At 25.2% G+C, this 26306-nt stretch carries 29 protein-coding genes; all 29 read left to right on the top strand.

Going from position 1 to position 26306, the window contains the following annotated elements:
- Positions 1-6: 6 nt before the first annotated feature.
- The 29 genes from RDY08_RS03185 to grpE all read left to right on the top strand — a co-directional run bounded on the left by RDY08_RS03185 (position 7) and on the right by grpE (position 26296).
- The gene (locus RDY08_RS03185) at positions 7-675 is read left to right on the top strand and encodes a cell division ATP-binding protein FtsE (RefSeq protein WP_307904977.1); all 669 of its coding nucleotides are present in this window, start codon (positions 7-9) and stop codon (positions 673-675) included.
- Positions 665-1537 carry a cell division protein FtsX gene (locus RDY08_RS03190; protein ID WP_307904978.1) on the top strand — a complete coding sequence of 291 codons (873 nt, stop codon included), beginning with the start codon at positions 665-667 and terminating at the stop codon, positions 1535-1537. Before RDY08_RS03185 ends, RDY08_RS03190 begins: the two co-directional genes overlap by 11 nt.
- 1 nt (position 1538) lies before the next feature.
- Complete coding sequence (locus tag RDY08_RS03195; RefSeq protein ID WP_307904979.1) at positions 1539-2675, top strand: murein hydrolase activator EnvC family protein; 1137 nt, start codon at positions 1539-1541, stop codon at positions 2673-2675.
- Positions 2676-2737: 62 nt separating this feature from the next.
- A complete protein-coding gene (locus tag RDY08_RS03200) occupies positions 2738-3277 on the top strand; it encodes a hypothetical protein (RefSeq protein ID WP_307904980.1) in 540 nt (179 codons plus the stop codon).
- Positions 3278-3329: 52 nt separating this feature from the next.
- Entirely contained in the window at positions 3330-4127 is a 798-nt protein-coding gene (locus RDY08_RS03205) for an NAD(+)/NADH kinase (protein ID WP_307904981.1), read from the top strand.
- On the top strand, positions 4121-5788 hold the full coding sequence (gene recN / locus RDY08_RS03210) for a DNA repair protein RecN (RefSeq protein ID WP_307904982.1): 1668 nt from the start codon (positions 4121-4123) through the stop codon (positions 5786-5788). The genes RDY08_RS03205 and recN overlap by 7 nt, the downstream gene beginning before the upstream one ends.
- Positions 5785-6255: a chemotaxis protein CheX gene (locus RDY08_RS03215; RefSeq protein WP_307904983.1), complete on the top strand. Its 471-nt coding sequence runs from the start codon at positions 5785-5787 to the stop codon at positions 6253-6255. The genes recN and RDY08_RS03215 overlap by 4 nt, the downstream gene beginning before the upstream one ends.
- Positions 6256-6269: 14 nt before the next feature.
- A complete protein-coding gene (locus tag RDY08_RS03220; protein WP_307904984.1) occupies positions 6270-6728 on the top strand; it encodes a chemotaxis protein CheX in 459 nt (152 codons plus the stop codon).
- A gap of 2 nt (positions 6729-6730) precedes the next feature.
- Entirely contained in the window at positions 6731-7603 is an 873-nt protein-coding gene (xerA, locus tag RDY08_RS03225; protein WP_307904985.1) for a site-specific tyrosine recombinase/integron integrase, read from the top strand.
- A complete protein-coding gene (locus RDY08_RS03230) occupies positions 7596-8069 on the top strand; it encodes a tetratricopeptide repeat protein (RefSeq protein ID WP_307904986.1) in 474 nt (157 codons plus the stop codon). Before xerA ends, RDY08_RS03230 begins: the two co-directional genes overlap by 8 nt.
- 253 nt (positions 8070-8322) lie before the next feature.
- Positions 8323-9876 (top strand): ankyrin repeat domain-containing protein, encoded by a 1554-nt coding sequence (locus RDY08_RS03235; protein ID WP_307904987.1) that lies wholly within the window; start codon positions 8323-8325, stop codon positions 9874-9876.
- 194 nt (positions 9877-10070) lie between these two features.
- The gene (locus tag RDY08_RS03240) at positions 10071-13478 is read left to right on the top strand and encodes a DNA polymerase III subunit alpha (protein ID WP_307904988.1); all 3408 of its coding nucleotides are present in this window, start codon (positions 10071-10073) and stop codon (positions 13476-13478) included.
- Between the two features lie 252 nt (positions 13479-13730).
- Entirely contained in the window at positions 13731-13988 is a 258-nt protein-coding gene (locus RDY08_RS03245) for a UPF0175 family protein (RefSeq protein ID WP_307904989.1), read from the top strand.
- A complete protein-coding gene (locus tag RDY08_RS03250; protein WP_307904990.1) occupies positions 13981-14469 on the top strand; it encodes a PIN domain-containing protein in 489 nt (162 codons plus the stop codon). Before RDY08_RS03245 ends, RDY08_RS03250 begins: the two co-directional genes overlap by 8 nt.
- 153 nt (positions 14470-14622) lie before the next feature.
- Entirely contained in the window at positions 14623-15021 is a 399-nt protein-coding gene (locus RDY08_RS03255; RefSeq protein WP_307904991.1) for a biotin/lipoyl-containing protein, read from the top strand.
- Positions 15022-15033: 12 nt separating this feature from the next.
- Entirely contained in the window at positions 15034-16389 is a 1356-nt protein-coding gene (gene accC, locus RDY08_RS03260; protein WP_307904992.1) for an acetyl-CoA carboxylase biotin carboxylase subunit, read from the top strand.
- A 117-nt stretch (positions 16390-16506) separates the two neighbouring features.
- Positions 16507-16902, top strand: coding sequence for an Asp23/Gls24 family envelope stress response protein (locus tag RDY08_RS03265; protein ID WP_307904993.1), 396 nt, complete (start codon positions 16507-16509; stop codon positions 16900-16902).
- 109 nt (positions 16903-17011) lie between these two features.
- Positions 17012-17539, top strand: coding sequence for an alkaline shock response membrane anchor protein AmaP (gene amaP, locus RDY08_RS03270; RefSeq protein ID WP_307904994.1), 528 nt, complete (start codon positions 17012-17014; stop codon positions 17537-17539).
- Positions 17540-17541: 2 nt separating this feature from the next.
- On the top strand, positions 17542-17760 hold the full coding sequence (locus RDY08_RS03275; protein WP_307904995.1) for a DUF2273 domain-containing protein: 219 nt from the start codon (positions 17542-17544) through the stop codon (positions 17758-17760).
- On the top strand, positions 17760-18152 hold the full coding sequence (gene nusB, locus RDY08_RS03280; protein ID WP_307904996.1) for a transcription antitermination factor NusB: 393 nt from the start codon (positions 17760-17762) through the stop codon (positions 18150-18152). Before RDY08_RS03275 ends, nusB begins: the two co-directional genes overlap by 1 nt.
- Before the next feature lie 12 nt (positions 18153-18164).
- Complete coding sequence (locus RDY08_RS03285) at positions 18165-20078, top strand: anti-sigma factor antagonist (RefSeq protein WP_307904997.1); 1914 nt, start codon at positions 18165-18167, stop codon at positions 20076-20078.
- A gap of 241 nt (positions 20079-20319) precedes the next feature.
- Complete coding sequence (locus RDY08_RS03290) at positions 20320-20853, top strand: cyclic nucleotide-binding domain-containing protein (protein WP_307904998.1); 534 nt, start codon at positions 20320-20322, stop codon at positions 20851-20853.
- Positions 20843-21967, top strand: coding sequence for an AI-2E family transporter (locus RDY08_RS03295; RefSeq protein ID WP_307904999.1), 1125 nt, complete (start codon positions 20843-20845; stop codon positions 21965-21967). The genes RDY08_RS03290 and RDY08_RS03295 overlap by 11 nt, the downstream gene beginning before the upstream one ends.
- A 25-nt stretch (positions 21968-21992) precedes the next feature.
- Entirely contained in the window at positions 21993-22607 is a 615-nt protein-coding gene (locus tag RDY08_RS03300; RefSeq protein ID WP_307905000.1) for a MarC family protein, read from the top strand.
- 44 nt (positions 22608-22651) lie between these two features.
- Positions 22652-23416: a hypothetical protein gene (locus tag RDY08_RS03305; RefSeq protein ID WP_307905001.1), complete on the top strand. Its 765-nt coding sequence runs from the start codon at positions 22652-22654 to the stop codon at positions 23414-23416.
- A gap of 4 nt (positions 23417-23420) precedes the next feature.
- Positions 23421-24065 (top strand): hypothetical protein, encoded by a 645-nt coding sequence (locus RDY08_RS03310; protein WP_307905002.1) that lies wholly within the window; start codon positions 23421-23423, stop codon positions 24063-24065.
- Between the two features lie 320 nt (positions 24066-24385).
- Positions 24386-25414, top strand: a complete 1029-nt coding sequence (gene hrcA / locus RDY08_RS03315; RefSeq protein WP_307905003.1) for a heat-inducible transcriptional repressor HrcA — start codon at positions 24386-24388, stop codon at positions 25412-25414.
- 2 nt (positions 25415-25416) lie between these two features.
- Positions 25417-25725 carry a DUF1844 domain-containing protein gene (locus RDY08_RS03320; protein WP_307905004.1) on the top strand — a complete coding sequence of 103 codons (309 nt, stop codon included), beginning with the start codon at positions 25417-25419 and terminating at the stop codon, positions 25723-25725.
- Positions 25703-26296 carry a nucleotide exchange factor GrpE gene (gene grpE / locus RDY08_RS03325; protein ID WP_307905005.1) on the top strand — a complete coding sequence of 198 codons (594 nt, stop codon included), beginning with the start codon at positions 25703-25705 and terminating at the stop codon, positions 26294-26296. Before RDY08_RS03320 ends, grpE begins: the two co-directional genes overlap by 23 nt.
- The last annotated feature ends 10 nt before the right edge of the window (positions 26297-26306 follow it).

Below are 26306 nucleotides of genomic sequence, written 5' to 3' on the forward strand. Positions count from 1 at the left end.
AGAAAAATGATAGAATTTATAAATGTAACTAAAAGAAAAACAAAAGGAAGAAGAATAATATTAAATAATATAAATTTTAAAATTAATGAAGGCGATTTTGTATATCTTGTTGGAGAATCAGGGTCTGGAAAAACAACCTTACTTGAGATGATTTATGGAAAATCAATAGCTAATAATGGAACTATTATAATAAATGGGAAAAAAATCTCTGAATTAAAATCGAAAGAATTGCAAAAGTTAAGAAAAAATATAGGAATAATATTTCAAGATATGAAATTATTTGAAAAGAAAAGTGTAAAAAAAAATATAGAATATAGATTAAAAATAACTAATGATTATTCAGAAGAAGAGATTAACGATAGAATAGATGGAATCTTAGATTTTTTAAAGCTAAAAGATAAAAAGTATGAAATAGTGAATGAATTATCAAAAGGAGAAAAACAAAGAGTTGCAATAGCAAGAGGATTGGTAACAAATCCAGATATAATTTTATGTGATGAAATAACTGCAAACATAGATTATGATAATAGTTTGAATATTATGAAAATATTATATGCTATGCAAAAACAAAGAGGCTGCACAATAATATTCTCTACTCATAACAAAAATATTATAAAAGATTTCCCAAATAGAGTTATAGAAATAAAACAAGGAGAAATTAATAATGAGGATTAAAAATAAATTTTTAGAAGAAACTGGTGGAAATATTCGAAGTGAAAAAGAACTATTTTTATTTACTACAATAACTTTATTTGTTATTATTTTTATTATTGATTTTTTTTCAGTTTCCATATTGAATTTAGTTGACATAAATAGTTATGTAAAGAAAAATTTACAGATAAGAGCTTATTTAGAAGATAGCTTAACAGATTCTGGAATAAAATCTGTGATTAGAGATATTCAAAATTTAAAAGATGTGAAATCTATAAAGTATATATCAAAAGAAACAGCTTTGAAAAATGTAGAAAAAAGTTTAGAGACAAAACTTAATTATTCTGAAAATCCTTTACCAAATGCTTTGCAAATAGAAATTTATTCTATTGAAAATATAGATAAAATTTCATCATTTATAAGAAATGAACCTGGAATTGTTGAGGTAGATGTTAAGAGTAATTTTTTAAAAAAAATTAGTAAGTTTATAGATGAAATAAATGGAAGTTTTATATTTATATTTATTTTTTTATTATTAATAATATTTATATTAATTGTAAACCTAATTCACACGACTATAAGGCAAAGAAAAAAAGATATAGGGCTAATGTATTGGTTAGGTGCAGAACTGTTATATATTAAAATTCCATTTATAATAGAATCTATGATAGCTACAGTTATAGCAACTATATTTTCAAGTGCAATATTTTTAGTTGGATATATATATATAAAAAATAAAATTGAACAATTGGGGATGTTTATAGTACTTCCAGAAATATCTAAAATAGGATTTGGACTATTTTTAGTTTTTTTATTAACATTATTAGTAACAGGAATAGCTAGTTATTTTTCTATAATATTATATTTGAGAAGTTGTGAGGATTAGTATGAAAAAAATAATATTTATATTTATAATATGTATTAACTATATATTTTATGCAGATACAATAGAAAATATGAACAGCAGGATAAAAGTGATAAACAGTAAAATAAAAAAAAGTAAAATTAAAGTAACTGGTTTGAAAAAAGAGGAAAAAAATATTATAAAAAAAATAAAAAAAATAGATTTAGAATTGAAAAAAGTTAAAAGAGAATACTATGAAGTTGAAAGTAAATATGTAGGTTTAAATAGAAAAATAGATTATTCTCATATAAACATAAAATTTATGGAAAAAGAAATTTGGAGTAAAAATGAGAATATAAAAAAATATATTACTTCTTGGTATAAATATGGGGGAAAATTAAAATTAGAATATATACTCTCAGGAAATACTATTTATGATGTAATTAATAGAGAGGGAAATTTAAAAAAAATACTTAATTTTAATAAAAAATATATATCAAATGTAATGGAAAAACAACAAAAAGTTAAAATTCAAAAAAGTAAGATAGAAATGGAAAGAAATGAAGTATCTAAATTAAAAAAAGATTTGAGAGCAAAAAAAAATGAGATATCTAAAAAGCAATATGAAAAGAAAAAATTAATAAACAGTTTGAAGAATAAAGAAAATTATTATAATTCTTTAGTTAAAGATTTAAGAAATGAAAAAAAACAGATAGAAAAAGAGATAAGTGATATAATAAAAAGTAAAACAGATATGAAAAAAAATAAAAATTTAAAATATATAAAAAATAAAATTAAAGAATTGAAATATCCTATAAATGGGAAAATTTTAGTTAGATATGGAGAATATAAAAATATAGGAAATGGAAATAAGATAAAAAGTTCAAGGATAGAGATAAAAGGTAAAATAGGCGATAGGGTTAAAGCATCTGGAAAAGGGAGAGTTATATTTTCTGGTAAATTAGAACATATGGGAACTGTTATAATAGTTGACCATGGATATGGATTAACTACAATGTATGCTAATCTAATAGCTTCATACGTCCATGAAGGGAGTATTGTAATTTCAGGAGAGAAAATAGGAGTATTAGGATTATCGGAAACAGGAGAAGCAGTCTTATATTTTGAAACAAGATTGGGAGTTAGTATGATAAATCCAATGATATTTTTAAAAAAGTAATCTGAAATATCAGTTGCTTTTTTGTAGGTCAAATAATAATTGATGAAAGAGAATAAAAAACTATGAAAAAATATTACTATAATATATTGTTTTTTTTATTGGGAGTATCTATTTTTTATATAATATATAAATTAAAAAAAAAATGGTTAAAGTATAAAAGGAATAAAAAGTTTAAACATGGATTTGAAGAGGAAAAAAAAGCGGAATACTTTTTAAAAAATAGTGGGTATAAAACATTAGAATATCAAAAAGAAATAATTATAAAAGTAAAATCTAATAAAGATGAAATAGAGATGAAAATCAGACCTGATTATATTGTGAAAAAGGGATTTGAAAAATATATAGCAGAAATCAAGACAGGAGAATTTGCTCCAAAATTAACCAATAAATCAACAAGAAGACAGTTGTTAGAATATTATTTTATGACAGAATATAATGGGATTTTATTGGTAGATATGGATAAAAAAACAATAGAGAAAATAAAATTTTTTAGTCCAAAAATTGAGAGATTGAAATATAAAGTTTTTCTATTAAGAGTAATTTTAATATTTCTTTTAATTTTAATCGGTGGTGTGATTTTAAATTATATAGGAACGTCTTAAAAATATAAGAAATTTATTTTTAAGACGTTCCATAAATGGATAGGTGTATAATATGAAAATAGGTATAATATATAATAAAAATAAAATTAATGCAGTTGAATTTTACGAAATACTTATAAAATTTTTAAAAGATAAAAATATAAATTTTACCGAAGATATTAATGATGAAAAAATAAAATATTTAATAACAATAGGTGGCGATGGAACATTACTAAACGCAAGTAAAAAAATTATAGGAAGAGATATATTGGTTTTTGCTGTTAATATGGGTAAATTAGGTTTTTTAACTGAGATAAAAGAGGAAGAAGCATTTGAAATTATAGAAAATGTTTTTAATAATAATTTTTCAATAGAAGAAAGAGAATTTTTAGAAATAAAAATAAACGATAAGCTATATTATGCTTTGAATGATGCAGTTTTGGCAAAAGGGGATATATTAGCAAGATTGATAAAAATTAGCGTATTTGCAGATCTGAATTTTGTAAATACTTATAGAGCTGATGGAATTATTATTTCTACTGCAACAGGCTCAACAGCGTATTCATTATCTGCAGGAGGTCCTATTTTGACGCCTGATTTAAGTGCTTTAATAGTTAATCCTATTGCACCACATACTTTAAGTGCTAGACCAATAGTTATGTCAGGAGATAAAAAATTATCATTTTCATTTATAGAAGATGAAAGTGATATATATATTACAATTGATGGACAAGAAAGTATAAAAATAAATAATGATGATAATTTAAGAATTACATTGTCAAACAAAAAATTAAGATTAATAAGACCAAATAAAAGAGATTATTTTGCAGTGTTAAGAGAAAAATTAAAGTGGGGAGACGAATTATGTTAAGAGAATTAAAAATAGAAAACTTAGCAATAATAAAAAGTCTTGATTTAGAGCTAGAGAATGGATTGGTAGTGCTAACAGGGGAAACAGGAGCTGGAAAATCAATTATATTAGACGGTATAAATATGCTTATAGGAGAAAAAATCTCTACAGAAATGATAAGAAGCGATGAGAAATATGTGGCATCAGAAGGAGTATTTGAAATTTCTAAAGATACAGAGATAGAATTAAAAGAGATGGGAATAGATATGGAAGATGGGGAAATAATAGTAAGAAGAGAACTATATAAAAATGGAAGAGGAAAAATATTTTTAAATGGGAAAAGAGTTCCTGCTTCTACATTAAAAAAAATCATGAATTCAGTTATAGATTTAGTTGGGCAACATGAACATCAAGCTTTATTAGATAAAAAATATCATATAAAATTAATTGATAAATTTTTAGATGAAGATGGAGTGAAATTAAAAAAAGAGGTAGAGGATATATATTTTAGCTATAAAGAGATTATAAAAAAAATAGAAAATAATGAATTAATTCAAAAAGAATTGAAAGATAAAAAAGAATTATATGAATTTCAATATAATGAAATTGAAGAAGTAGACCCAAAGGAAAATGAAGATGAAGTTTTAGAAGAAGAGTATAAAAAACTTTTTAATGCTGGAAAAATAAAAGAAAGCTTATCATTATCAAGAATTCTCTTGAAAGATGGAGAAAAAAATGTAATGGGGATGATATCAAAATCTAAAAATGCAATATCAAACATATCTAGGTATGGAAAGGAATTTAAAGAAATTCTTGAAAAACTTGCAAATATCTATTATGATATAGAAGAAGCTGTGTATGGGATAGAAAATAGTGAAGCAGATGTTGAAATTGATGAGTATAGATTAAACAAAGTAGTAGAAAGATTGGATAAAATAAATAATCTGAAAAAAAAATATGGATATGATATTAAAGAACTATTGATTTATAAACAAGAAATAGAAGAAAAACTAAATAAAATAGATAATAATACAATTAATGAAACTGAATTGTTAAAAGAAAAAAGCAGGACAGAAGAGAAATATGAAAAAAAATCAAAAGAATTAACAGAAAAAAGAAGGAAAATAGGTGAATACATAGTATATAAACTAATAGAAGAGCTTAGTGATTTAAATATGAAAGGTATAAAATTTGAAGTTGAAATTAAATCAAAAAAAGAAATTTCTAAAACAGGTAGAGATAATGTAGAGTTTTTAGTTTCGACTAATATAGGAGAAGAGCTAAAATCATTATCTAAAATAGTATCAGGAGGAGAAGTTTCTAGAATTATGCTTGCATTAAAAGCTATTTTTTCAAAAGTAGATAATATTCCAATATTAATATTTGATGAAATTGATACAGGAATAGGAGGCGAGACAGTAAGGAAAGTTTCTGAAAAATTAAGAGGGATTGCAGACAATGTACAAGTTGTGTGTATAACTCATTCGCCACAAATAGCAGCAGTGGCAAATCAACATTTTTATATAGAAAAAAATATATTGGATGAAAAAACTTCAACTAACGTTACAAAATTAAATTATGAAGCTAGAGTTAATGAAATATCAAGAATGCTTGGGGGAGAAGCTATTTCAGAAGCAGTAAAAAATCATGCAAAGGAATTATTAAAGGAGGGGTTAAAGTGAACTATGAAAAAATTGCAGTAGATACAATATCGGATATATCAGAAAAGATAATAGGAGTCAAAGGAGAGGCATCTTATGTATGTGAGGAGATATCACCAATTTCTGTGGAAAATACTACAATAATAATTGGTATAGCAGGTCAAATAAAAGGTCAGCTTATTTTTGGTTTTACGGAGGAAACGGTAAGAGCTATAGCTTCTAAAATGATAGGTCAAAAAGTAGAAATGATAGATGAGCTTGCAATGAGTGCTATTGCTGAATTTGCAAACGTTTTATCAGGTAATGTAACTATAAATTTGGTGGAATCAGGGTCAAAAAGATTGGGAGTTTCACCGCCTTCTATAGTAACAGGAAAACATATGAAAATTTCAACAAAGATAAAGCCAATACATAAATTTAAAATTGAATATAGTGGAATTGGGGATATAACACTAAATATTGCATTAAAAGAGAAAACCAATAAATAGAGAGGAGGAATAAAATGAGAGTTGAATATATAAATCCTTTTGTTGCAGCAACTTTTGAGATATTAAAAACAGTAGCTAATGTGACTCCTAAAAAAGGAAAAGTAATTTTAAAAAATGAGCCTGTACCAAGTTATGGAGTATCAGTATTGGTTGGAGTAGTAGGAGAAGTAAAGGGACAAATAGCATATAGTTTATCTGAAGAAGCAGCAATGAAAATAGCATCAGCAATGATGATGGGAATGCCAGTTGAAGAGTTTGATGAAATGGCAAAAAGTGCTATTTCAGAATTAGCAAATATGATAACAGGAAATGCAAGTACACAAATATCAGCACAAGGTTTAGTTGTGGATATTTCACCACCTACTTTAGTAACTGGAAGCAATGTACATATTAGTACTGGAAATATGCAAACAATAGTTATTCCTGTGGAGACTGAATTAGGAATATTTGAGATAAATATTGCATTGGAATAGTAATGGGAATAAAAGAGGATATTGAGGAATATGTTGACTATATAAAATTTGAAAAAGGATTATCTGAAAACACGGTATTAGCATATAACTCTGATTTGAAAGAATTTTTTAAATCTCTTGAGTGGGTTGATTATAAAAATGTTACAGAAGATGATATATTAAGATATATCGAAAAACTAAAGCAAGGAAAAGAATCTACTTTATTAAGAAAAGTTACTTCAATAAGAACTTTTTATACATATTTATTTAAGTCAGGAAAAATTGATGAAATTCCAACAGAAAATTTAGATAATTTGAAAAAAAGTAGTTATATGCCAGAAGTTTTATCGTTAGATGAGATAAAATCAATAATATTAGCAATTGATAGTAGCTTAAGAGGAAAAAGGGATAAACTAATATTACAGCTTTTAGTAGCAACTGGAGCTAGAATTTCTGAAATATTAGGATTGAAAATAGAAGATATAGATGAAAATATGCAATTTATAAAAATAAAAGGAAAAGGGAATAAATTAAGAATTATTCCTTTATATAAAGAGATTTCGGAAGAAGTTTATTTTTATTTAAAAAATATTAGAAACAAAATTGCAAAAGATCCTTTATCTTTTTTATTGTTTGATGGAGTATCAAGAACAACATTTTGGAAAAGAGTAAAAATATATGCTAAAAATGCAGGTATAAAAAAAAATGTATATCCGCATATTTTTAGACATTCAATGGCTACACTTATGATAAAAAATGGAGCTGATTTGAGAATTGTTCAAGAAATATTAGGACATAGTAGTATTTCAACAACAGAAATTTATACTCATATTGGTAATAGTGACTTGAAAAATATTTACAATAGAATTGGTATAGGAGAAGATTTGGATGTTTGATAAAATTTTTAGTATGTTAGATCCAAAATATTTGGAAGTGAAAGCATTAATAAAAAAAAGAAATTTATATGAAGCATATCAAAAATTAAAATATGAAGAAGATGATAATTCTAATTTTTTAAAAGGAATAATATTTCAACTTTTAAAAAATTATAAAAGGTCATTAAAAGAGCTATTGAAAATAGATGAAATGAAAGAGGAAGAATTAGAAGAAATATATTATGAAATATTAGGAACAGCATATTTAGAAGAAAAAAATTATTTAGATGCAACTAAAAATTATTTGAAAGCTTTAAATATGAATAAAAATAATTTTTATTGTAAGTATAACTTGGCTAATATATATATTTTTCAAAAAAATTATAATAGAGCATATGTTATATATGAAGAACTAATAAAAGAAAAACCTGAAGATAAAATTATAGAAAATAATTTTAATCTGCTTAAAGAGAAAGTGAATAAATAAAAAAGTTAGAGGTATTAAAAAATAATTAACCAATTCATCTAAGAATCTAATATCAAGAATAACAAAAAACTTGATATTAGATTCAAGGTAATTCTCAAAATAATTTGTACCGCTTTTAATATTCAAAAAAATTCTTAGAATTAAATTTAAAAGGATTATATTTATAAAATCGTATAGTTAAAGAATATAAAGGAAATAAATTATTTTTAAATAATTGTTAAATACAAAAACAAAAATATATTGGAGGTAAAAAATGAAAAAAATTATGTTAGGCGTTAGTTTGTTAATAATGATGTTTATAAGTGGGTGTTCATCAACTCCTAATTATAATAGTATGTTATTTAAAGCTATAAAAACAAGAAATAGTCAAGGAGTCAAAGAAAACCTTTCAAAAATTGAAAATGTTGAAAAGAAAAATTTTTGGGGTGATACTCCTTTAACTTATGCAATAAAAAAAGGAAATGTGGAAATTGTTAAATTATTGGTTGAAGGTGGAGCGAATGTTTTTTATGTAGATAAAAACAACAAAACAACTTTTTATATTGCAGTAGAAAGCAACAAAACTGATATTGCTAAATATTTTATAGAAAAAGGTGTTGATGTTAAACAAGAAGATAAATCAGGAAAGTTCCCATTAATTAAAGCTGTGAAAAATAAAAATGTTGAACTTGTTGAAGCTATTTTAAAAAAAGGTGAAAATGCAAATAGAAAAAATAAGAAATTAGAAAAACCAATTACATTTGCAATTAAAAATGGAAATGAAAAGATTGTTGAGCTATTAATAAAATATGGTGCTGATGTTAACTCTATATGTGATAAAAATGAGGATTATCCATTACATTTATCAGTTAGGAAAAAGAATTATAAAATTTCTGAGTTATTAATTAATAATGGAGCTCTTGTGAATGCAAAAAATAAGAAATTAGAAAATCCAATTATACTTGCAATTAAAGGCGAAGATGAGAAGATTGTAGAACTTCTAATAAATCATAATGCTGTTATTAATTCAGATGACTATTATCCATTACATTTATCAGTTAGAGAAAAGAATTATAAAATTTCTGAATTGTTGATTAATAATGGAGCACTTGTAAATGTGAAAAATAACTTAGGAATAACTCCAATTGAAATTTCAAGTGAAAAAGGAGATTTAAAAATAACAAATTTATTACTTGATAATAAAGGGAAAGTTACAGGAAGAGTATTAGAAAGTGTAATATTTAATAATGATGGCAATATGTTTAAACTATTATTAGAAAAAAGGAAGTTAGATATAAAAAATGCACAAGTATTTCTAACGCCTTTCAAGGTTTCGCTTAGAGGTGATGAATCTCGAAATAATAGTTTAAGTTTTCTTGAATATATGTTTGAAAGAGATAGTGATAAGATATTAAAAGTGTTATTGGAAAAAAATTATAATCTTAATTTTAAAGAGATGTATATTAAAGCATTGGACAAAAATAAATTATCAATAATGAGATTATTATTAGATAATAGAAAAGTTTCAATAAATGATAAAATAGATACAGATGGTTTTAAATTTTCTATTGGAAAATTTAAATTTGATTCTGCTAAATATTATTCGCAATTGTATTATTTAATAAATAAGCCTAAAGCAGTTAAAATAAGAGAAGATAGCAAAAGTATAACTTATTCTCTTTATGATTATAAAAAAAGGCTACCTTTAATAAGAGAATTAGTTAGAAGAGGTGCTAATGTTGATGAAAAAATATCTGGAAAAACATTAAAAGAAATTGCAACGCAAAAAAAAATGAAAGCAGTTGTAAATATATTAAATAGTAAATAGAAAAAATAAATGGGTGTAATCATAACGCCCATTTTATTTTTTTCTATATAAGGAATTAAAAGTAATTCCTTATATTATGGTAATATATCTTTTTAAAATATGAAAACTTATAATTAAAAATAGTTTTATTTAGTATTATAAATATGGTATAATTAAATAGAAAAGAATAAATATGAAATTGGAAGGATAGAAAGATGAAAGGAAAATTTGCACATTTACATTTACATACAGAATATAGTCTTTTAGATGGAGTGGGTAAAATAGATGAATATTTAAATAGAGCTAAAGAATTAGGGATGGATGCTATAGCTATAACAGATCACGGGAATATGTTTGGAGCTATGGAATTTTATAAAAAAGCTCTAAAAGCAGGAATAAAACCTATAGTAGGAATAGAAAGTTATATTGCAGAGGGAAGTGCATTAGAAAGAAAAGGCGAGATTTTTCATCTTATTTTATTAGCTAAAAATAAAGAGGGATATAAAAATCTTATAAAATTATCATCATTTGGGTATATAAATGGGTTTTATCGTAAGCCTAGAATTGATAAAGAAATTTTGAAAAAACATAGCAATGGAATAATAGCATTATCTGCTTGTATGAAAGGTGAAATTCCATATTATTTATTAAATAATAAAGAGGAAAAAGCTAGAAATAGTTTAAAAGATTATATTGAAATTTTTGGAAAAGATAATTTTTATATAGAACTACAGGATAATGGAGTTATTGGGCAAAAAGAGTTAAATGATAAATTATATAGTCTAGCACAAGAGTTTGAAATTAAAGTAGTTGCTACTAATGATGTTCATTATGTAAATACAGGAGATGAAGCACTACAAGATATTGTAATATGTATTCAAACAGGAGCGAAATTGACAGATGCCAAGAGAATGAGGATAAATACAAACGAATTATATTTAAAAAGTTATGAACAAATGTATGAAAGACTAGGAAGATATGAAGGGGCAATTGAAAATAGTATTGAGATAGCTAAAAAATGTAATTTAGAATTAAATTTAGGTGGGTTTAAATTTCCTCATTATGAAATTCCAGAAGATGAAAAAAATATAGATACATTTTTAGAAAAGCTTATAAAAAAAGGGATTGTAAGACGCTATGGAGAAAATATTAAAAGAGAAATTTTAGAAAGAGTTAATTATGAACTTGAAGTTATAAAGAAAATGGGATATTCTGGATATTTTGTAGTTGTATGGGATTTTATAAATTATGCTAAAAGTCAAAAAATTCCAATTGGACCTGGAAGAGGTTCTGCTGCAGGAAGTATAGTTGCATATCTTTTAGGAATTACAGAAATTGATCCAATAAAATATAATCTTATTTTTGAAAGATTTTTGAATCCTGAAAGGGTAAGTATGCCAGATATAGATATTGATATTTGCCAAGAAAGAAGGCAAGAATTGATAAATTATGTTGTAAATAAATATGGAAAGGATAGAGTTGCACAAATCACTACATTTGGGACAATGAAAGCAAGAGCTGCTATTAGAGATATTGGAAGAGTTATGGGTGTGCCACTATCTAAAATAGATAAAGTAGCAAAGCTTATACCTCATAATATGACTATAGGAAAAGCATTAAAAGAAAATGAAAAATTAAGAGAATTTTATCAAAAAGATATAGAAATAGAAAAAGTATTAGAATATTCAAAAAGAATAGAAGGAAAGGTTAGGCATGTATCAATACATGCAGCAGGAATAGTTATTTCTAAAAATCCATTAGATGAAGAAGTTCCACTTTATTCTGATAAAAAAACTGGAACTGTAGCTACACAATATCAAATGAAAGAATTGGAAGAAATCGGACTTTTAAAAATGGATTTTTTAGGTCTTAGAAATCTTACAATAATTCAAAGAACAATTGATTATATTAAAATGAATAAGAAAATAAATATTGTTTTAGAAAATATAGATATAAAAAATGAAAAAAGCTATAAAATATTACAAAATGGGAATACATTAGGAGTATTTCAATTAGAATCAGAAGGAATTAGACGACTTACAATGAAATTAATTCCAGAAAGATTTGAGGACATAACAGCAATACTTGCATTATACAGACCAGGTCCATTAGGAAGTGGAATGGTAGATGATTTTATAAAATCAAAACATGGAGAGCAAGCTATAAAATATCCACATCCTATGTTAGAAGAAGTATTAAAAGAGACATATGGGGTTATATTGTATCAAGAGCAAGTTATGAAAATAGCTAATTTAATGGGGGATTATTCATTAGGAGAAGCAGATATTTTAAGAAGAGCTATTGGAAAAAAGATTCCAGAAATAATGGAAGAAAATAGAGCTAAATTTGTAAGAAGGGCAAAAGAAAATGGAGTAAAAGCGGAAAAAGCAGAAGAGATATTTAACTTAATTGATAAATTTGCTGGATATGGATTTAATAAATCACATTCAGCTGCTTATGCAATGATTGCATATTGGACAGCTTATTTTAAAGCAAACTTTCCAGTTGAATTTTATGCAGCACTTATGACTTCTGAGAAAAATAATATTGAGAAATTAGCAATATATATAGAAGATGCAAAAAAAAATGGAGTGAAAGTATTACAACCTGATGTTAATCACTCATTTTCAAATTTTGCGATTGAAAATAATAATGTTAGATTTGGAATAGCAGCAGTAAAAAATATAGGTGAAGGTATAGTCAATAAAATTACAGAAGAACGAGAAAAAAATGGAGAATATACAAATTATGAAGAGTTTGTATATAGAACTAAAAAAATTGGTATGAATAAAAAAAGTTTAGAAGCTTTAATTATATCGGGCTGTTTGGATGGTATGCCTGGAAATAGAAAAGAAAAATTTGAATCTGTAGAGGATGTTTTGTCAAAAGTTGGGAAAAGAATAGCAAGAGATGAAAATTTGCAAATATCTTTATTTGGTGGCGGAACTATTTTAGATAAGTTTATTATGCCACATTTAGATGATTATTCAGATGAAGAAAAATTAAATGGAGAAAAAGAATATTTAGGATTATATTTTACTGGTCATCCATTAGATAAATATAAAGAGATATTTGAAGTTTTTAAATTTAAAAAATTAAAATCGATTCTTGAAGAAGATATAAATAGATTTAAAACTGTTGGGATAATTAGAGAATTAGTAAGAAAAGTTACAAAGTCCGGGCAAGTAATGGCATTTTTTCTATTAGAAGATTATAGTGGAACTGCAAAGACAATGATATTTCCGAAAAGCTACATGAGATATAGTCACAATTTATTAGAAAATAAAGTTGTTATTATAGATGGAGTTTTAACTGTAGATTCATTTGGAAATATTGAAGAGAAAAAAATTATTGCAAATGAAGTATATGATATAGGAGATTTGGAAGAGATATCAGGTATGAATGTTTATATATTAATAGAAGAAGAAGATAAATATAAGATAGATCAATTAAAAGCAATATTACTAAGACATCTTGGAAAAAATCAAGTTATATTAGCGTTAAAAAAAGAAAAAGAAAAAAGATTATTAAGATTAGGAAGAGGATTTTATGTGTTGCCATCTATGGCGTTGGTAAATGATATAAAAAAATTGTTAGGAGAAGGAAAAGTAGTTATAAAATAGATATTTTAGTTTTTGGAATGTTTAAAAAATAAGTTTCTCATTTTTTGTTATAAAAACGCTTAAATGGTTATGTATTTTATAACAAAATAGGAAGGTTATTTTTAGCTGTTCCTTAGGTACAATAAAAAAATAAATTTGTCAAAATTGTTTGAGAAAATCTGTAGATACGTTCATATTTTTTAAACAAACGACTCATTAATTTTTTTAAAGTCCATTAGTAAAGAATATTTGAAAAATTTGGAGGTGTTATAAATGTTAAGAAAGTCTAAATTAGAATTTCCAGAGGAGATATTATTTGCTTTGAGAGAAAATGAGAACTTTTTTTTGAAAGAGATAAAAGTAATTGCAGCAGTTAACTATTATAAAGAAAAAAGATTATCAGTAGGACAAGCAGCTGAATTAGCAGAAATGAGCGAGGAAGAGTTTATAAAATATTTAGGTGGAAAAAAAATTTCAATATTTCAATTTGAAAATGAAGAAGAATTATTGGAGGATATAAAAAATGCGTAAAGTTATAGTAAATTCAACACCGATAATATCTTTATCATTAATAGATAGTTTATATATTTTAAAAGAGCTTTATGGAACTGTATTTATACCAAAAGCTGTATATGATGAAGTAGTAATAAAAGGAAAATCTAAAATCGGCTCTAATAATTTATTAGAGTGTGAATATATAAAAATTTTAGAAATAAAAAATAAAGAAGCTGAAAAACTTTTTAAAACAAATTTACATAGCGGAGAAGTAGAGGTTATGATTTTATATGATGAATTAAATGCAGATTTATGTATATTAGATGATTTGTTAGCAAGAAAATATGCAAAATATCTAAATTATAATATTACTGGAACAATCGGAGTATTATTAAAAGCTAAAGAGGTTGGATTAGTAAAAAATATAAAGCAATTACTTTTTGAGCTGATTAAGAATGGAATTTATATAGATAGAAAATTAATGAAAAAAGTTTTAGAATTAGCAAATGAAAATTAAAAATATAAAAAAATTATTAGGAGAAGGGAAAGTAGTTATAAAATAAACATTTTGTACAAAAGAGTAGTACAATTATAACAAAAAAGTTGCGATTACTTAAAAAATGTGGTAAAATGAAAGAAAAATAATTAAAGTTATAGGAGGGATATAAAGATGGAAGTAACTGAAATAAAGAAATTAATGGAGATACTAAATACTACAGATGTAACAGAAATTACTTTAGAAGCAGATGGAACAAAAGTATTATTAAAAAAAGATATGAACAAACAAAAGGTGGTAACAAAACCTGTGCCAGCAAAAGTAGAAAAAAAAGAGGAAGTTAAAGAAGAAAGCGAATATTTGTATTCTCTTAACATTGGAAAAATCTTTTATAAAAAAGATATAAAAGAAGGAACTGCTATTTCTGAAAATGAAATAATAGGATATATAGAAGCAATTGGAGTAAAAACAGATATAATAAGTGATAAATCAGGAATAATTAAAGAATTATTAGTTAAAACTGGAGAAAATGTAGAATTTGGGAAAGCTATAATAAGCTTAGCCAAAAAATAAGGAGGTTTCTAAATGTTTAAAAAAATACTTATTGCCAATAGAGGTGAAATAGCGGTAAGAATAATAAGGGCAGCAAGAGAATTAGGAATAAAAAGTGTTGCAGTTTACTCTGAAGCAGATAAAAGTTCTCTACATGTAAGATTAGCTGATGAATCAGTTTGTATTGGTTCTGCTATGAGTACAGAAAGTTATTTGAAAGTTCCAAATATAATAGCTGCAGCAGAAATAACTAATGCAGATGCCATTCATCCTGGATATGGTTTTTTAGCGGAAAATGCTGAGTTTGCAAAAATATGTGCAAGTCATAATATTGTATTTATAGGACCTAGTCCTGAAATTATAATTAGTATGGGAGATAAAGCTACAGCAAAAGAAACAGCTGTAAAAAATAATGTGCCAGTTGTACCAGGAACAAAAGGAGTAGTAAAAGGAGTAGAAGCAGCAAAAAAAATAGTAAAAGAAGAAATAGGATATCCTGTAATGATAAAAGCTACTGCTGGTGGTGGTGGTAAAGGGATGAGAATAGCAAGAGATGAAAAAGAATTAGAAAAAAATATGGTTGCAGCAGAAAATGAAGCAAAAGCTGCATTTGGAAATCCAGATGTATATATAGAAAGATATGTAGAGCAACCAAAACATATAGAGGTACAAATTATTGGAGACAAGCATGGAAATGTAGTGCATTTAGGAGAAAGAGATTGTTCTATACAAAGAAGACATCAAAAATTAATAGAAGAATCACCTTCAATAGCGATTTCAGAAGATGTAAGGCAAAAAATGGGAGAAGCAGCAGTTAGACTTGCAAAAGCAATAGGATATGATAGTGCTGGGACTATTGAATTTTTATTAGATAAAGATAAAAATTTCTATTTTATGGAAATGAATACTAGAGCACAAGTAGAGCATACAGTTACAGAGATGGTAACAGGTGTGGACATAATTAAAGAACAAATATTAGCAGCAGCAGGAGAGAATTTAACAGTAAAACAAGAAGATATACAAATAAGAGGTCATGTAATAGAGTGTAGAATAAATGCAGAAGATCCTGATATGAATTTTATGCCTTCAGCTGGAACAATAACAAACTATATTCCATCAGGTGGGATAGGAGTTAGGGTTGATAGCCATATATATTCTGGATATGATATACCACCATATTATGATTCTATGATAGGAAAATTAATAGTATGGGGAGAAAATAGAGAAGAAGCTATAAGAAGAATGGATAGAGCTTTAAGAGAGCATATAGTGGAAGGGATAAAAACAACTATACCTTTCCATTTGAGAGTTTTAGATAACGAGTATTATCAAAGAGGAGAAATATATACTGATTTTATAGAAAAAAGAATGTCTGAGGAGAAAAAATAATTTTTTCATATTTTGTTATAAAAACGCTTAAAACATTGCGTATTTTAAAACAAAATAATAAGGTTATTTTTAATCCGTTCTTTGATAGAAAAAGACTAACATAAGGAGGGGAATAAAATGGCAGAATTAGGAAATGTAAAAATTGCAAATGAAGTAGTAAGTATTATCGCAGGAATTGCAGCTTCAGAAGTAGAAGGTGTATATGAAATGAATGGTGGAGTTGTAGAAGGTCTTACAGGTATACTTGGGAAAAAGAACCTTACAAAAGGTGTGAAGGTAGAAGTAGGAGAAAAAGAGTGTTCTGTAGATGTATATTTAACAATGGAATATGGAGTTTCTATTCCTGATGTGTCAGAAAAGGTTCAAGAAAATGTAATAAAATCAATTAATACAATGACTGGATTAAAAGTAGTAGAAGTTAATATTTTTGTACAGGGAGTATATATAAAAAAAGATGAACCTGTAGTTAAAGTTCAAGAAGAGGTAAGTGAAACTGATATAGAATTAAAATAATATAAATGTTCATACAGGCGAGATTTTTCTCGCCTGTATGAATTATATAGGAATGTTTTTAAAATAAAGTACTCATTATTTTTTAAACATTTTACAGGGAGGGATAATTATGTGGAGTTTATTATTTGGAATAGGTTGGATAGGTATTTTTATAATGTCGCTTGGAACCATTTTTTTAGCATTAGTTCCAGAATATTTGCAAGAAATTAATTTTTTATCGATGAATCTTAGAATTTGGATTATTTCTATATCAGTTTTTTATTTTATTCTTTTTATTAAGAAAATATCTGAAATATCAAAAGGAAAAGAAGAAAAATCATTTATGATAGAGACAGAGACAGGTAGATTGGAAATAACATTAGGCTCTATTGAAAATATAATACAGGGATTATTAAAAAAGAGTACATTTATAAAAGATATTAAAATTAAAAGTGATTTAGAGGATGAAGGAGTAAAAATAGGCTTAAAAGTAAGTGTAGAGTCAATAGAAAATTTAAATCAAGAATTACAAAAATTACAAGCTTATTTAATTAGTTATACAGAAAAGTTAGCAGGAATAAAAATAGTAGGAATAGATATAAAAATAGTAAAAGTTCACTATAGTGAAAAAAATATAGTAGAACTAGGAGATGAATAAAAATGGAAGAGATATTAAATTGGATATTAAATAATTTTAAAAAAATATTAGGTGCTTTAATTGGATTTATATTGGGATATTTTTATATAAAATATGGCTTTTTAAAAACTTTGATACTTGTAATTTTTGTAGTAATAGGATATACTTTAGGAGCAGGAAAAGATTTTAATTTAAAATCTTGGATAATAGAAAAACTTACAAAAGGAGAGGACTATAAATAATGGCAAGAAAGAAATCAAGAGAAGATTTTTTTAAATTAATGTTTGAAGCGGACTCAAAAGGAGTTATGCCTATAGAGCTATATGAGGATTTTATAAATAGAGAAGAAAAATTTGTAGAGGATGAAAAAGAATTTATTATTAGTTATAGTAAAAATATTTCTGAAAATATGGATAATATAGATAAAAAAATTCAAGAAAATATGAAAAATTGGAGATTAGGCAGAATAGGAATAGTAGAAAGAGCATTATTGAGACTAGCTATATATGAAATAGTATATGAAAAAATAGGGATAGAAATAGTTATAAATGAAGTAATAGAAATTGCTAAAGTGTATGGAGATGAAAAATCTCATGAATTTATAAATGGAGTGCTAGCTAATATAGTAAATTAAGGAGTGTTATCCATGAAAAAAAATAGAATTGGAATGATTATGGCAAAAAGTTCATTGAGAAATAATGTTGTAATTAATCTTCAAAAAAAAGGATATCGTGTATATATTATAGATGACGACGAATATATGTTTGATTATATAAAAAGTCTTTCGTTAGATTTAATTTTAATTGATTCAAATGAAAATAAAAATATTTATGAATATTTAACTAAATTTTTTGAGTTAAATATTCCATCAATAGCTTTAATTGAAAAACATTTAGGGCATAGAAATGCTGTAGAATTATTAAAAAGTGGAGCGTTAGATATTGTTTATTTTAGTGATGAAAAAGTATTATCAGTTTTAGATTCTGTTGAAAATTTCTTTGGGAATAAGTCTTCAGAATTTGAATTAAAAATGGAGGAAACAGATAAATATATTATTTTTAAAATTTATGGTGAATTAGATATGAGTACAACCTTTAAAACTAAAGGGAGATTTGATGGAATTATAAAAAATATTAATAAAGATTTTATACTTGATATAAGTGGAGTTGGATATCTGGAATCAGTGGGAATTGGATTTTTAATATATATAAAAAAGATGATAACAGCAGCAAACAAAGAGCTTAAGATTGTTATTAAATCAGATAAAATAAAAAAACTATTAAAAATGACTAAATTGGACAAATATTTTAATATATATAGTAGTTTAGATGAAATAACAGTGATAAAAAAAGGGAAAAAGTATGAAAAAGCTGTTGTTATAGACGATGCGAGATTTATGAGGAAATTAATATCTACAATTTTAATAGATGAGGGATTTGAAGTAAAAACATTTGAAAATCCAATTTTGGCATTAAAAGAACTAGATGAGATAAAACCAGATATAATATTAGTTGATCATGAAATGCCAGAAATGAACGGGTTAGAATTTATAAAAGAGTTTAAACCGCAACAAAAAGAGATACCTACAATAATGCTTACAACAGTTGAAGATATTAATTTGGCATTAACAGCAATAAGAGCAGGAGCTTCAGATTTTTTGAACAAACCATTTAAAAAAGAGGAATTAGTTCATACAATAAGAAAAGTGATAAAAGAAAATGAATTGAGAAAAGAAAATGAATCATTAATGCTAGAATTGCAAAAAAGAGAATTTGAACTTAAAAATAAAAATAAAGAACTATACAGCTTATATAATAATTTAGAAGAAGAGTTAGAAATGGCTTCTGAAATACAAAATAATTTACTGCCCAAAAGTTCTGTAGAATTAGATAATTTTATTATTAATAGTAAATATCTTCCTTCACTAGATATTGGCGGAGATTTTTATGATTTTTTTAGAATGAGTAACAATTTTTTTGGGATAGCATTTGCGGATATTTCAGGGCATGGGATTCCAGCTGCATTATTATCAAGCATGTTAAAAGTATATATGATGACATATATAAAAGATATAATAAATCCGTCAGAAGCAATGGAAATTTTAAATGATGTAATAGCAGAAAGTTATCCTGATGGAAAATTTGTAAGCTTATTTTATATGATATTAAATGATCAAAAAGGTACAATTAGTTACTGCAAAGCTGCACAAGAACCTGGATTATATGTAAAAGAAAATGGGGATGTAGAGGAATTATTAACAGAAGGGCAAGTGTTAGGATTGTTTTCTATAGAAGATTTTCCTGAAATGATAAATTTTGAAGAAAAAGAGATAGAAATGAAAATAGGAGAAAAAATATTTCTTTATACAGATGGAATTGTTGAAGCTAGAAATTCTGAGAATGAATTTTATGGATTAGACAGATTAAAAGATGTTCTTTCAAAAAATGCTTCAAAAACAGGAGAAGAGTTGATAAAAATTGTATATGATGATTTACTTGAATTTATAGAAGGGCTTCCAATATTAGATGATTTGACATTTATGTCAATAGAAAAAAAATAGAAGAGTTTTTTTTAAAATTCTCTTCTATTTTTTTTAATAATTTGATAAAATATTGTGATTAAATTTTAGAAAGTTATTATTTTAATTGTGATTTTGATTTACTGAGGAATGGCTTAAAAATAACATTCCCATTTTGCTTTGAAATACGCAATGTTTTAAGCGTTTTTATAACAAAATATGAGAACATTATTTTTTAAACATTCTTGAGTAAATATTTTAATGAAAAATGGAGGTGTAAATATTGTTTTCTATAGTACCTATGTGGGAAAATATTTTTAATAAAAAAAATAAAATAGATAAAAATAATATAAAATTACTATCAGAAATTCCAATTTTAGAAAATCTGAAAAAAAAAGAACTTGAAAAAGTATCAGATATAATTCATGAAAGAAAATATAAGTCAGAAGAAAATCTTTTTGAAGATGGAAATCCTGGTTCAGCAATGTTTGTTTTAGTAGAAGGAACAATTGAAATAGAAAAATTAATGAGTAATGGAGAGGTTGTAAATTTAGCAGTTTTAGGTAGAGGAGATTTTTTGGGAGAGCTTGCATTATTAAACAGTTCTAAAAGGACGGCATCTGCTAAGTGTATAACGGAAACAAAAGTATTAGTGTTATTTAGAGATGATTTGTTTGAATTTATCAAAAGAGAAGAAAAAATTGGAGTTAAAATTTTAAAAAAATTAGCTGAGATTATAGGTGAAAGATTAGTTGCTACAAATAAAATATTATTAGAATACAAATTAATGATGGAGATCAAAAAAGATGGAGATTAAAAAGAGTTATTTTCAAATAAATTTTTCTAAGTTATTTTTTTATCTATTTTTAATATTTGTAATGGTTGTTTCAATATATGCGACAATTCCTCTTCTTAGATCCACATTAATAGGATTTATAATTGCTTATTTATTAGAACCATTAGTATTATATTTAGAAAGAAAAAATATAAACAGGTTATTATCTGTAATTGTAATTTTTTCAATATTTATAATTGGTATTTGGTATTTGATTATAGGGATAAAATCTTTTTTTCCTTCACCAAAAGAGATTATAAATTTTATTGATTATATTGTAAAAAATACAGAAAAATTAAAATATATATTAATTGAAAAATATAACTATATAAATTGGAATATTATTTTTGACAATATAATAAGTAGTATAAATACAAGCTCAGAAATAACTTCAAAAATACCAAAAATTTTATCAAGTATAGCAGGTCTATCTTCACTGTTTTTTATTATACCATTTACAACTTTTTTCTTTTTATTAGATGGAAGTAGATTTAAAAAATGGTTATTAAAATTAATACCAAACAGGTATTTTGAAATAACATACACCACTTTAAAAGAGGTGGACAGTGTTTTTGGAAATTATATAAGAGGAACCTTATTAGAATCTTTAATAATTGGAGTTATGACTTTTATAGGTTTTTTTATTATAGGCTTTCCATTTAATATAGCTTTAATAACTGGAGCTGTATCAGGATTAGCAAATGCAGTTCCATATATAGGGCCTTTATTAGGAGCGGTAATAGGAGTAATATTACATATATTAAAAATTATCCCAAAAGATTATGTTCCAGTGTTTGGAATATCAGTTAGTATATTAGGGGTTCTTGTTGTAGTTGGAATTGTTCAAATTTTTGATAATATAGCAGTTAAGCCAACTGTAATAGGGAAATCAGTTGATTTACATCCTTTAGTAGTAGTTTTAGGAATATTAGCTGGAGGAAAAATGTTTGGATTCGTGGGAATAATTGCAGCAATACCAGTTATAGCAATAATAAAAGTTATTGTAGAAACATTATATAATCAATTATCTGGGTATAATATGTTGTCTAAAAATTTGGCCGCAGTTGTGACAGAAGAGTTAAAAGAGATAGACTGAAAAAATAGAAATATAGGAGGAAACTGTGGAATTTGGAAATCTTTCAAAACTTTTAGCAGATACTTTGGCACTAATGGCAATAATGAACCCTTTTGGCAATCTTCCGATATTTATAGGAATGACAGAAGATTTGCCAAAACCATTAAAAAAAGAGATATTTAAAGTTATAATTTATGCAGGAATAGGTATAACTTTAATATTTGGTATAATTGGAGATTTCTTGATGAAATATTTTTTTCATCTTGAAATAAATGAATTAAGGATAGCAGGTGGATTGCTTTTAATAATAGTTGGATTAAAAAACATGTTGTTTTCGAAGGATAAGAAGAAACTTGATGGTAGTTCAGATTATGGGAAAGAAGAAATTGAACAAGGAATAATACCAATGGCTTTTCCTTTATTAGTAGGACCTGGAGCTATGGCAACGGTTTTACTTATAAAAAGAGAACATGGGATTTTAAATGTAATATTCGCAACTTTAGTAGTATTTTTAATAATTAAAATATTATTTAAATTTGAAGAATTAATAGCAAAAATATTTGGAAAAGTGGTTTTATTGATATTATCTCGTGTAATGCAACTGTTTATAGTAGCAATTGGAGTTAGTTTTATGATACATGGTATAAAGTCTGTATTTTAGACTTATAACATAGATAAAAAAATAAAAAACAGGAGGAAAAAAAAATGAAAAAAGTGTTTTTAGTGTTTGTGGCAACAATAGTTTTATTAGTAATGGGAGGGTGCGATTTTAAAGTAACAGTTAAAAAAAGTGATGAGGTTTCTAAAGTTGTAATTTCATCAACAAGCGATGTTATTAATGCTGATAATAATAATGCAGTTTCATTTTCAGTAAAAGTATTTAATTCGGATGATGAAGAAATATTAAATAAAACTGTTGATATTTACAAAGATGGAGTGAAATTTACAGAAGATTCTTTCTATACAACTACATCAGGAGAGTATATATTTTTAGCAAAAGTAGATGGAGTAGAGAGTAATTCAATAGTTGTTACTGTAAATAATGATGGTAAAATGACAGTGGAAAACAATTCTGCTGGTGCTATGCATGGAGTAGAATGGATTTCTGGAGATAAATCATATTATTTTTCTGAAACAGAAGAAGATTCTATTTGGACAGAGAGTGGTAAAATCGATTCATTATTAGTTGGAGATTCTAATACAAAATTAGTAAATCCTGGAGAAAGTTTTTTATATTTTAGTATTTCAGGACAAAATGGATTTGCATATTTCAGGACAAAAGATAAAATTACTATAAGCGATTTTGATATTAAAAATGTAGAAATAGTAATAGATACTCCAGTTCAAGAAACAGATGAAAATCAAAATGATCTTACAAGAAAATTTGCTGTAATAATAACTAGCGTTAATAAAAGCGGGAAGAGAGCTATTAATAGATATGAAGTTATAAACGTAATTAAGGGGGAATAAAGAGATGAAAAAAATAATAATAGTACTTTTATCTGTTATTTTATCAATAACAATATTTGCTGGGACTATTGTTGTGGATATAAACAGTAATATAAAAATATTTCTAAAAGATAGTGGAACATATACAGTACATTATAATGGAAATATCGTAAAAGATAAAAATGGAAGAAGAATACTTTTAAAACCTAATAAAACATGGGATTATTTAGGAAATATAAGAAATCAAATTGTTAATAATGGAGAAATATATATTAATAGAAATGGAAGATGGGGATATTTAAGAAAAAACAAGAGCGACAATTTCCCATATATGCAAGTTAGTTTAACTAGAATAAATAGATCCAAAACATTAATTGAAGGTAAAATTTTAAATAATTCAAAATTTAACTATAAAAATTCAACTTTTAATATAGTAGTTTTTGATAAAAAAAGTTTTGAATATAAAGTTGTAGGAAGAATTTCTACAAATAGATTTTTGAAAAAATCTAAAGTAAGATTTTCTAAATATATAAATATAAACAAAAGTGACATTTTAGAATATTATATTGAATATGTAGATGGTGAAAAATTTAAATTTTTAAAAACTAGAAAGATAAAAAGAACAAAAGCTAAAACTCTTGGAGATTATCAAAAAGAATTGAATGATTAGAATTTAGGGATATTTTAAAAATTACTTGCTCTTATCATGACAAAAAAACTATATCTAGGAATGGCTTAAAAATAACCTTCCGTTTTTGTTATAAAATACGTAATGATTTAAGCGTTTTTATGACAAAATATAAGAAATTTATTTTTTAAACGTTCATAAATGCAGTAATGGTTGTAGTGGTTTTGTTATGAATTTGGGGCAAGTTATTTTTTTTTGAATTTTTTCAAAAAAATAGTTGACAAAAATACAAAAAAAATGTATATTATTAACATAAGTTAGCACTCTTTGTGAGTGAGTGCTGATAAAAGGTGGTGAAATATATGAATGATAGAGAAAAAACAATATTAGGTGCTGTAATTGATTATTATATTACAAATGGTGAAAGTGTAGGCTCAAGAACAATTACTAAAAAATATGATATCAGTTTATCATCAGCCACAATAAGAAATGTAATGGCAGATTTAGAAGAAGCAGGTTATATAGAGAAAACTCATACATCTTCTGGAAGAGTTCCAACTAATAAAGGATATAAATTTTATTTAGAAACTTTATTAAAAATAAAAAAATTGTCAGAAGATGAAATTACAAAAATAAATATTGCTTACGAAAAAAGAGTTGGAGAATTAGAAGAAGTATTAGAAAAAACATCAATGTTGTTATCTAAGATGACTAATTATGCTAGTCTTGCAATAGAGCTTAACTATAAAGCTGAAAAATTAAAAAAGTTAGAGCTTATATATGTAAATAGTTATACAATAATGGCAGTTATTATATTAGAAAATGATTCGGTTAGAACGAAACGAATAAATTTGGATTATAGAATAGATGAAGAGGAATTAAAAGATATCTCTAAAATATTAAATAATAAATTTAAAGGTTCAAAATTGGGAGAGATATTACCAAAATTAGAAAAAATAATAAATAAAAGAAGAGATGATGCATTTGAAGGAGTAGTAAAAGAGTGCTTTGGAGAAATAGAAGGTAGTTTCTATTTAGAAGGGGCTACTAATATGATAAATGTATTGGAAAATGAAAATTCAAAAGAGGTTGCAAATGTAGTAAAATTTTTAGATGATAAAAAAGATATTAGAAAATTTTTTGAAGATATGGTAAAAAAAAGAAATTATGAAGATGGAAAAGTAAATGTTATACTAGGAGAAGAATTAGGTATAGAAGGATTAAAGGATTTAAGCTTTATATTTTCAGTATATACATTAGATGATGCAAAAGGTATAGTTGGAATAATAGGTCCTAAAAGAATGGAATATTCTAAAAACTTAGGATTGGTAGAGTATGTAACAAAAGAGGTAAATATAGCAATGAATAAAATTAAAAACAGGAGGGAATAATTATGGAAAATTTATTTTTAGGATTGGTTTATAGTTTACAAATGCAAACAATGATGAGCTTAGGGAAGTTAGCAAACCCAGTAAGTGGAAAAATAGAAAAAAATTTAGAAATAGCAAAAATGAACATAGATATGTTAGAAATGTTAGAAGAAAAAACAAAAGGAAATCTTACTGATGAAGAAAGTAAATTTATTACAAATCTATTAACCGATTTAAGGCTTAATTATGTAGAAGAAATTAAAACTAAAGATAAGGATGAGAATGAGGATAAGGAGAGTGAAAAAAAAGATGAGCAAATCGAAGAAAAATAAAAAGGATATAGATGTTGAGGAAGAAAAAATGGTATCAGAAAATAACACAGAAGAATTAGAAAATGAAGAGAAAAAAGAAGAAGGAAAAAAAGAGGAAAAAGAGATAACTTCAGAGGATAAAATAGTAGAATTAGAAGCAGAAGTTGCAAAATGGAAAGATAGTTATATTAGAAAAGTTGCAGAATTTGAAAATATAAAAAAAAGAATGGAAAAAGAAAAAGAAGAATTTTTAAAATTTTCAACAGAAAAGTTAATATTAAAACTTTTAGAAGTTGTAGATAATTTAGAAAGAGCAGTAAGTTCTTCAAAAACAACAGAAGATTTTAATTCTTTAGTAAAAGGTGTAGAAATGACATTAAATCAAATTAATAGAGTTTTAACTGAAGAAGGAGTCGTAGCTTTAGATGCAAAAGGAAAAGAATTTAATCCTTATGAACATCATGCAATGATGCAAGAAGAATCAGAAGAACATGATGATAATATAGTTATAGATGAGTTTCAAAAAGGGTATAAAATGAAAGAAAAAGTTATAAGACCAGCATTAGTAAAAGTTTCAAAAAATAAAAAATAATTTTTAGGAG

The sequence above is a fragment of the Haliovirga abyssi genome (genome assembly GCF_030295325.1).
Taxonomy (GTDB): Bacteria; Fusobacteriota; Fusobacteriia; order Fusobacteriales; family Haliovirgaceae; genus Haliovirga; species Haliovirga abyssi.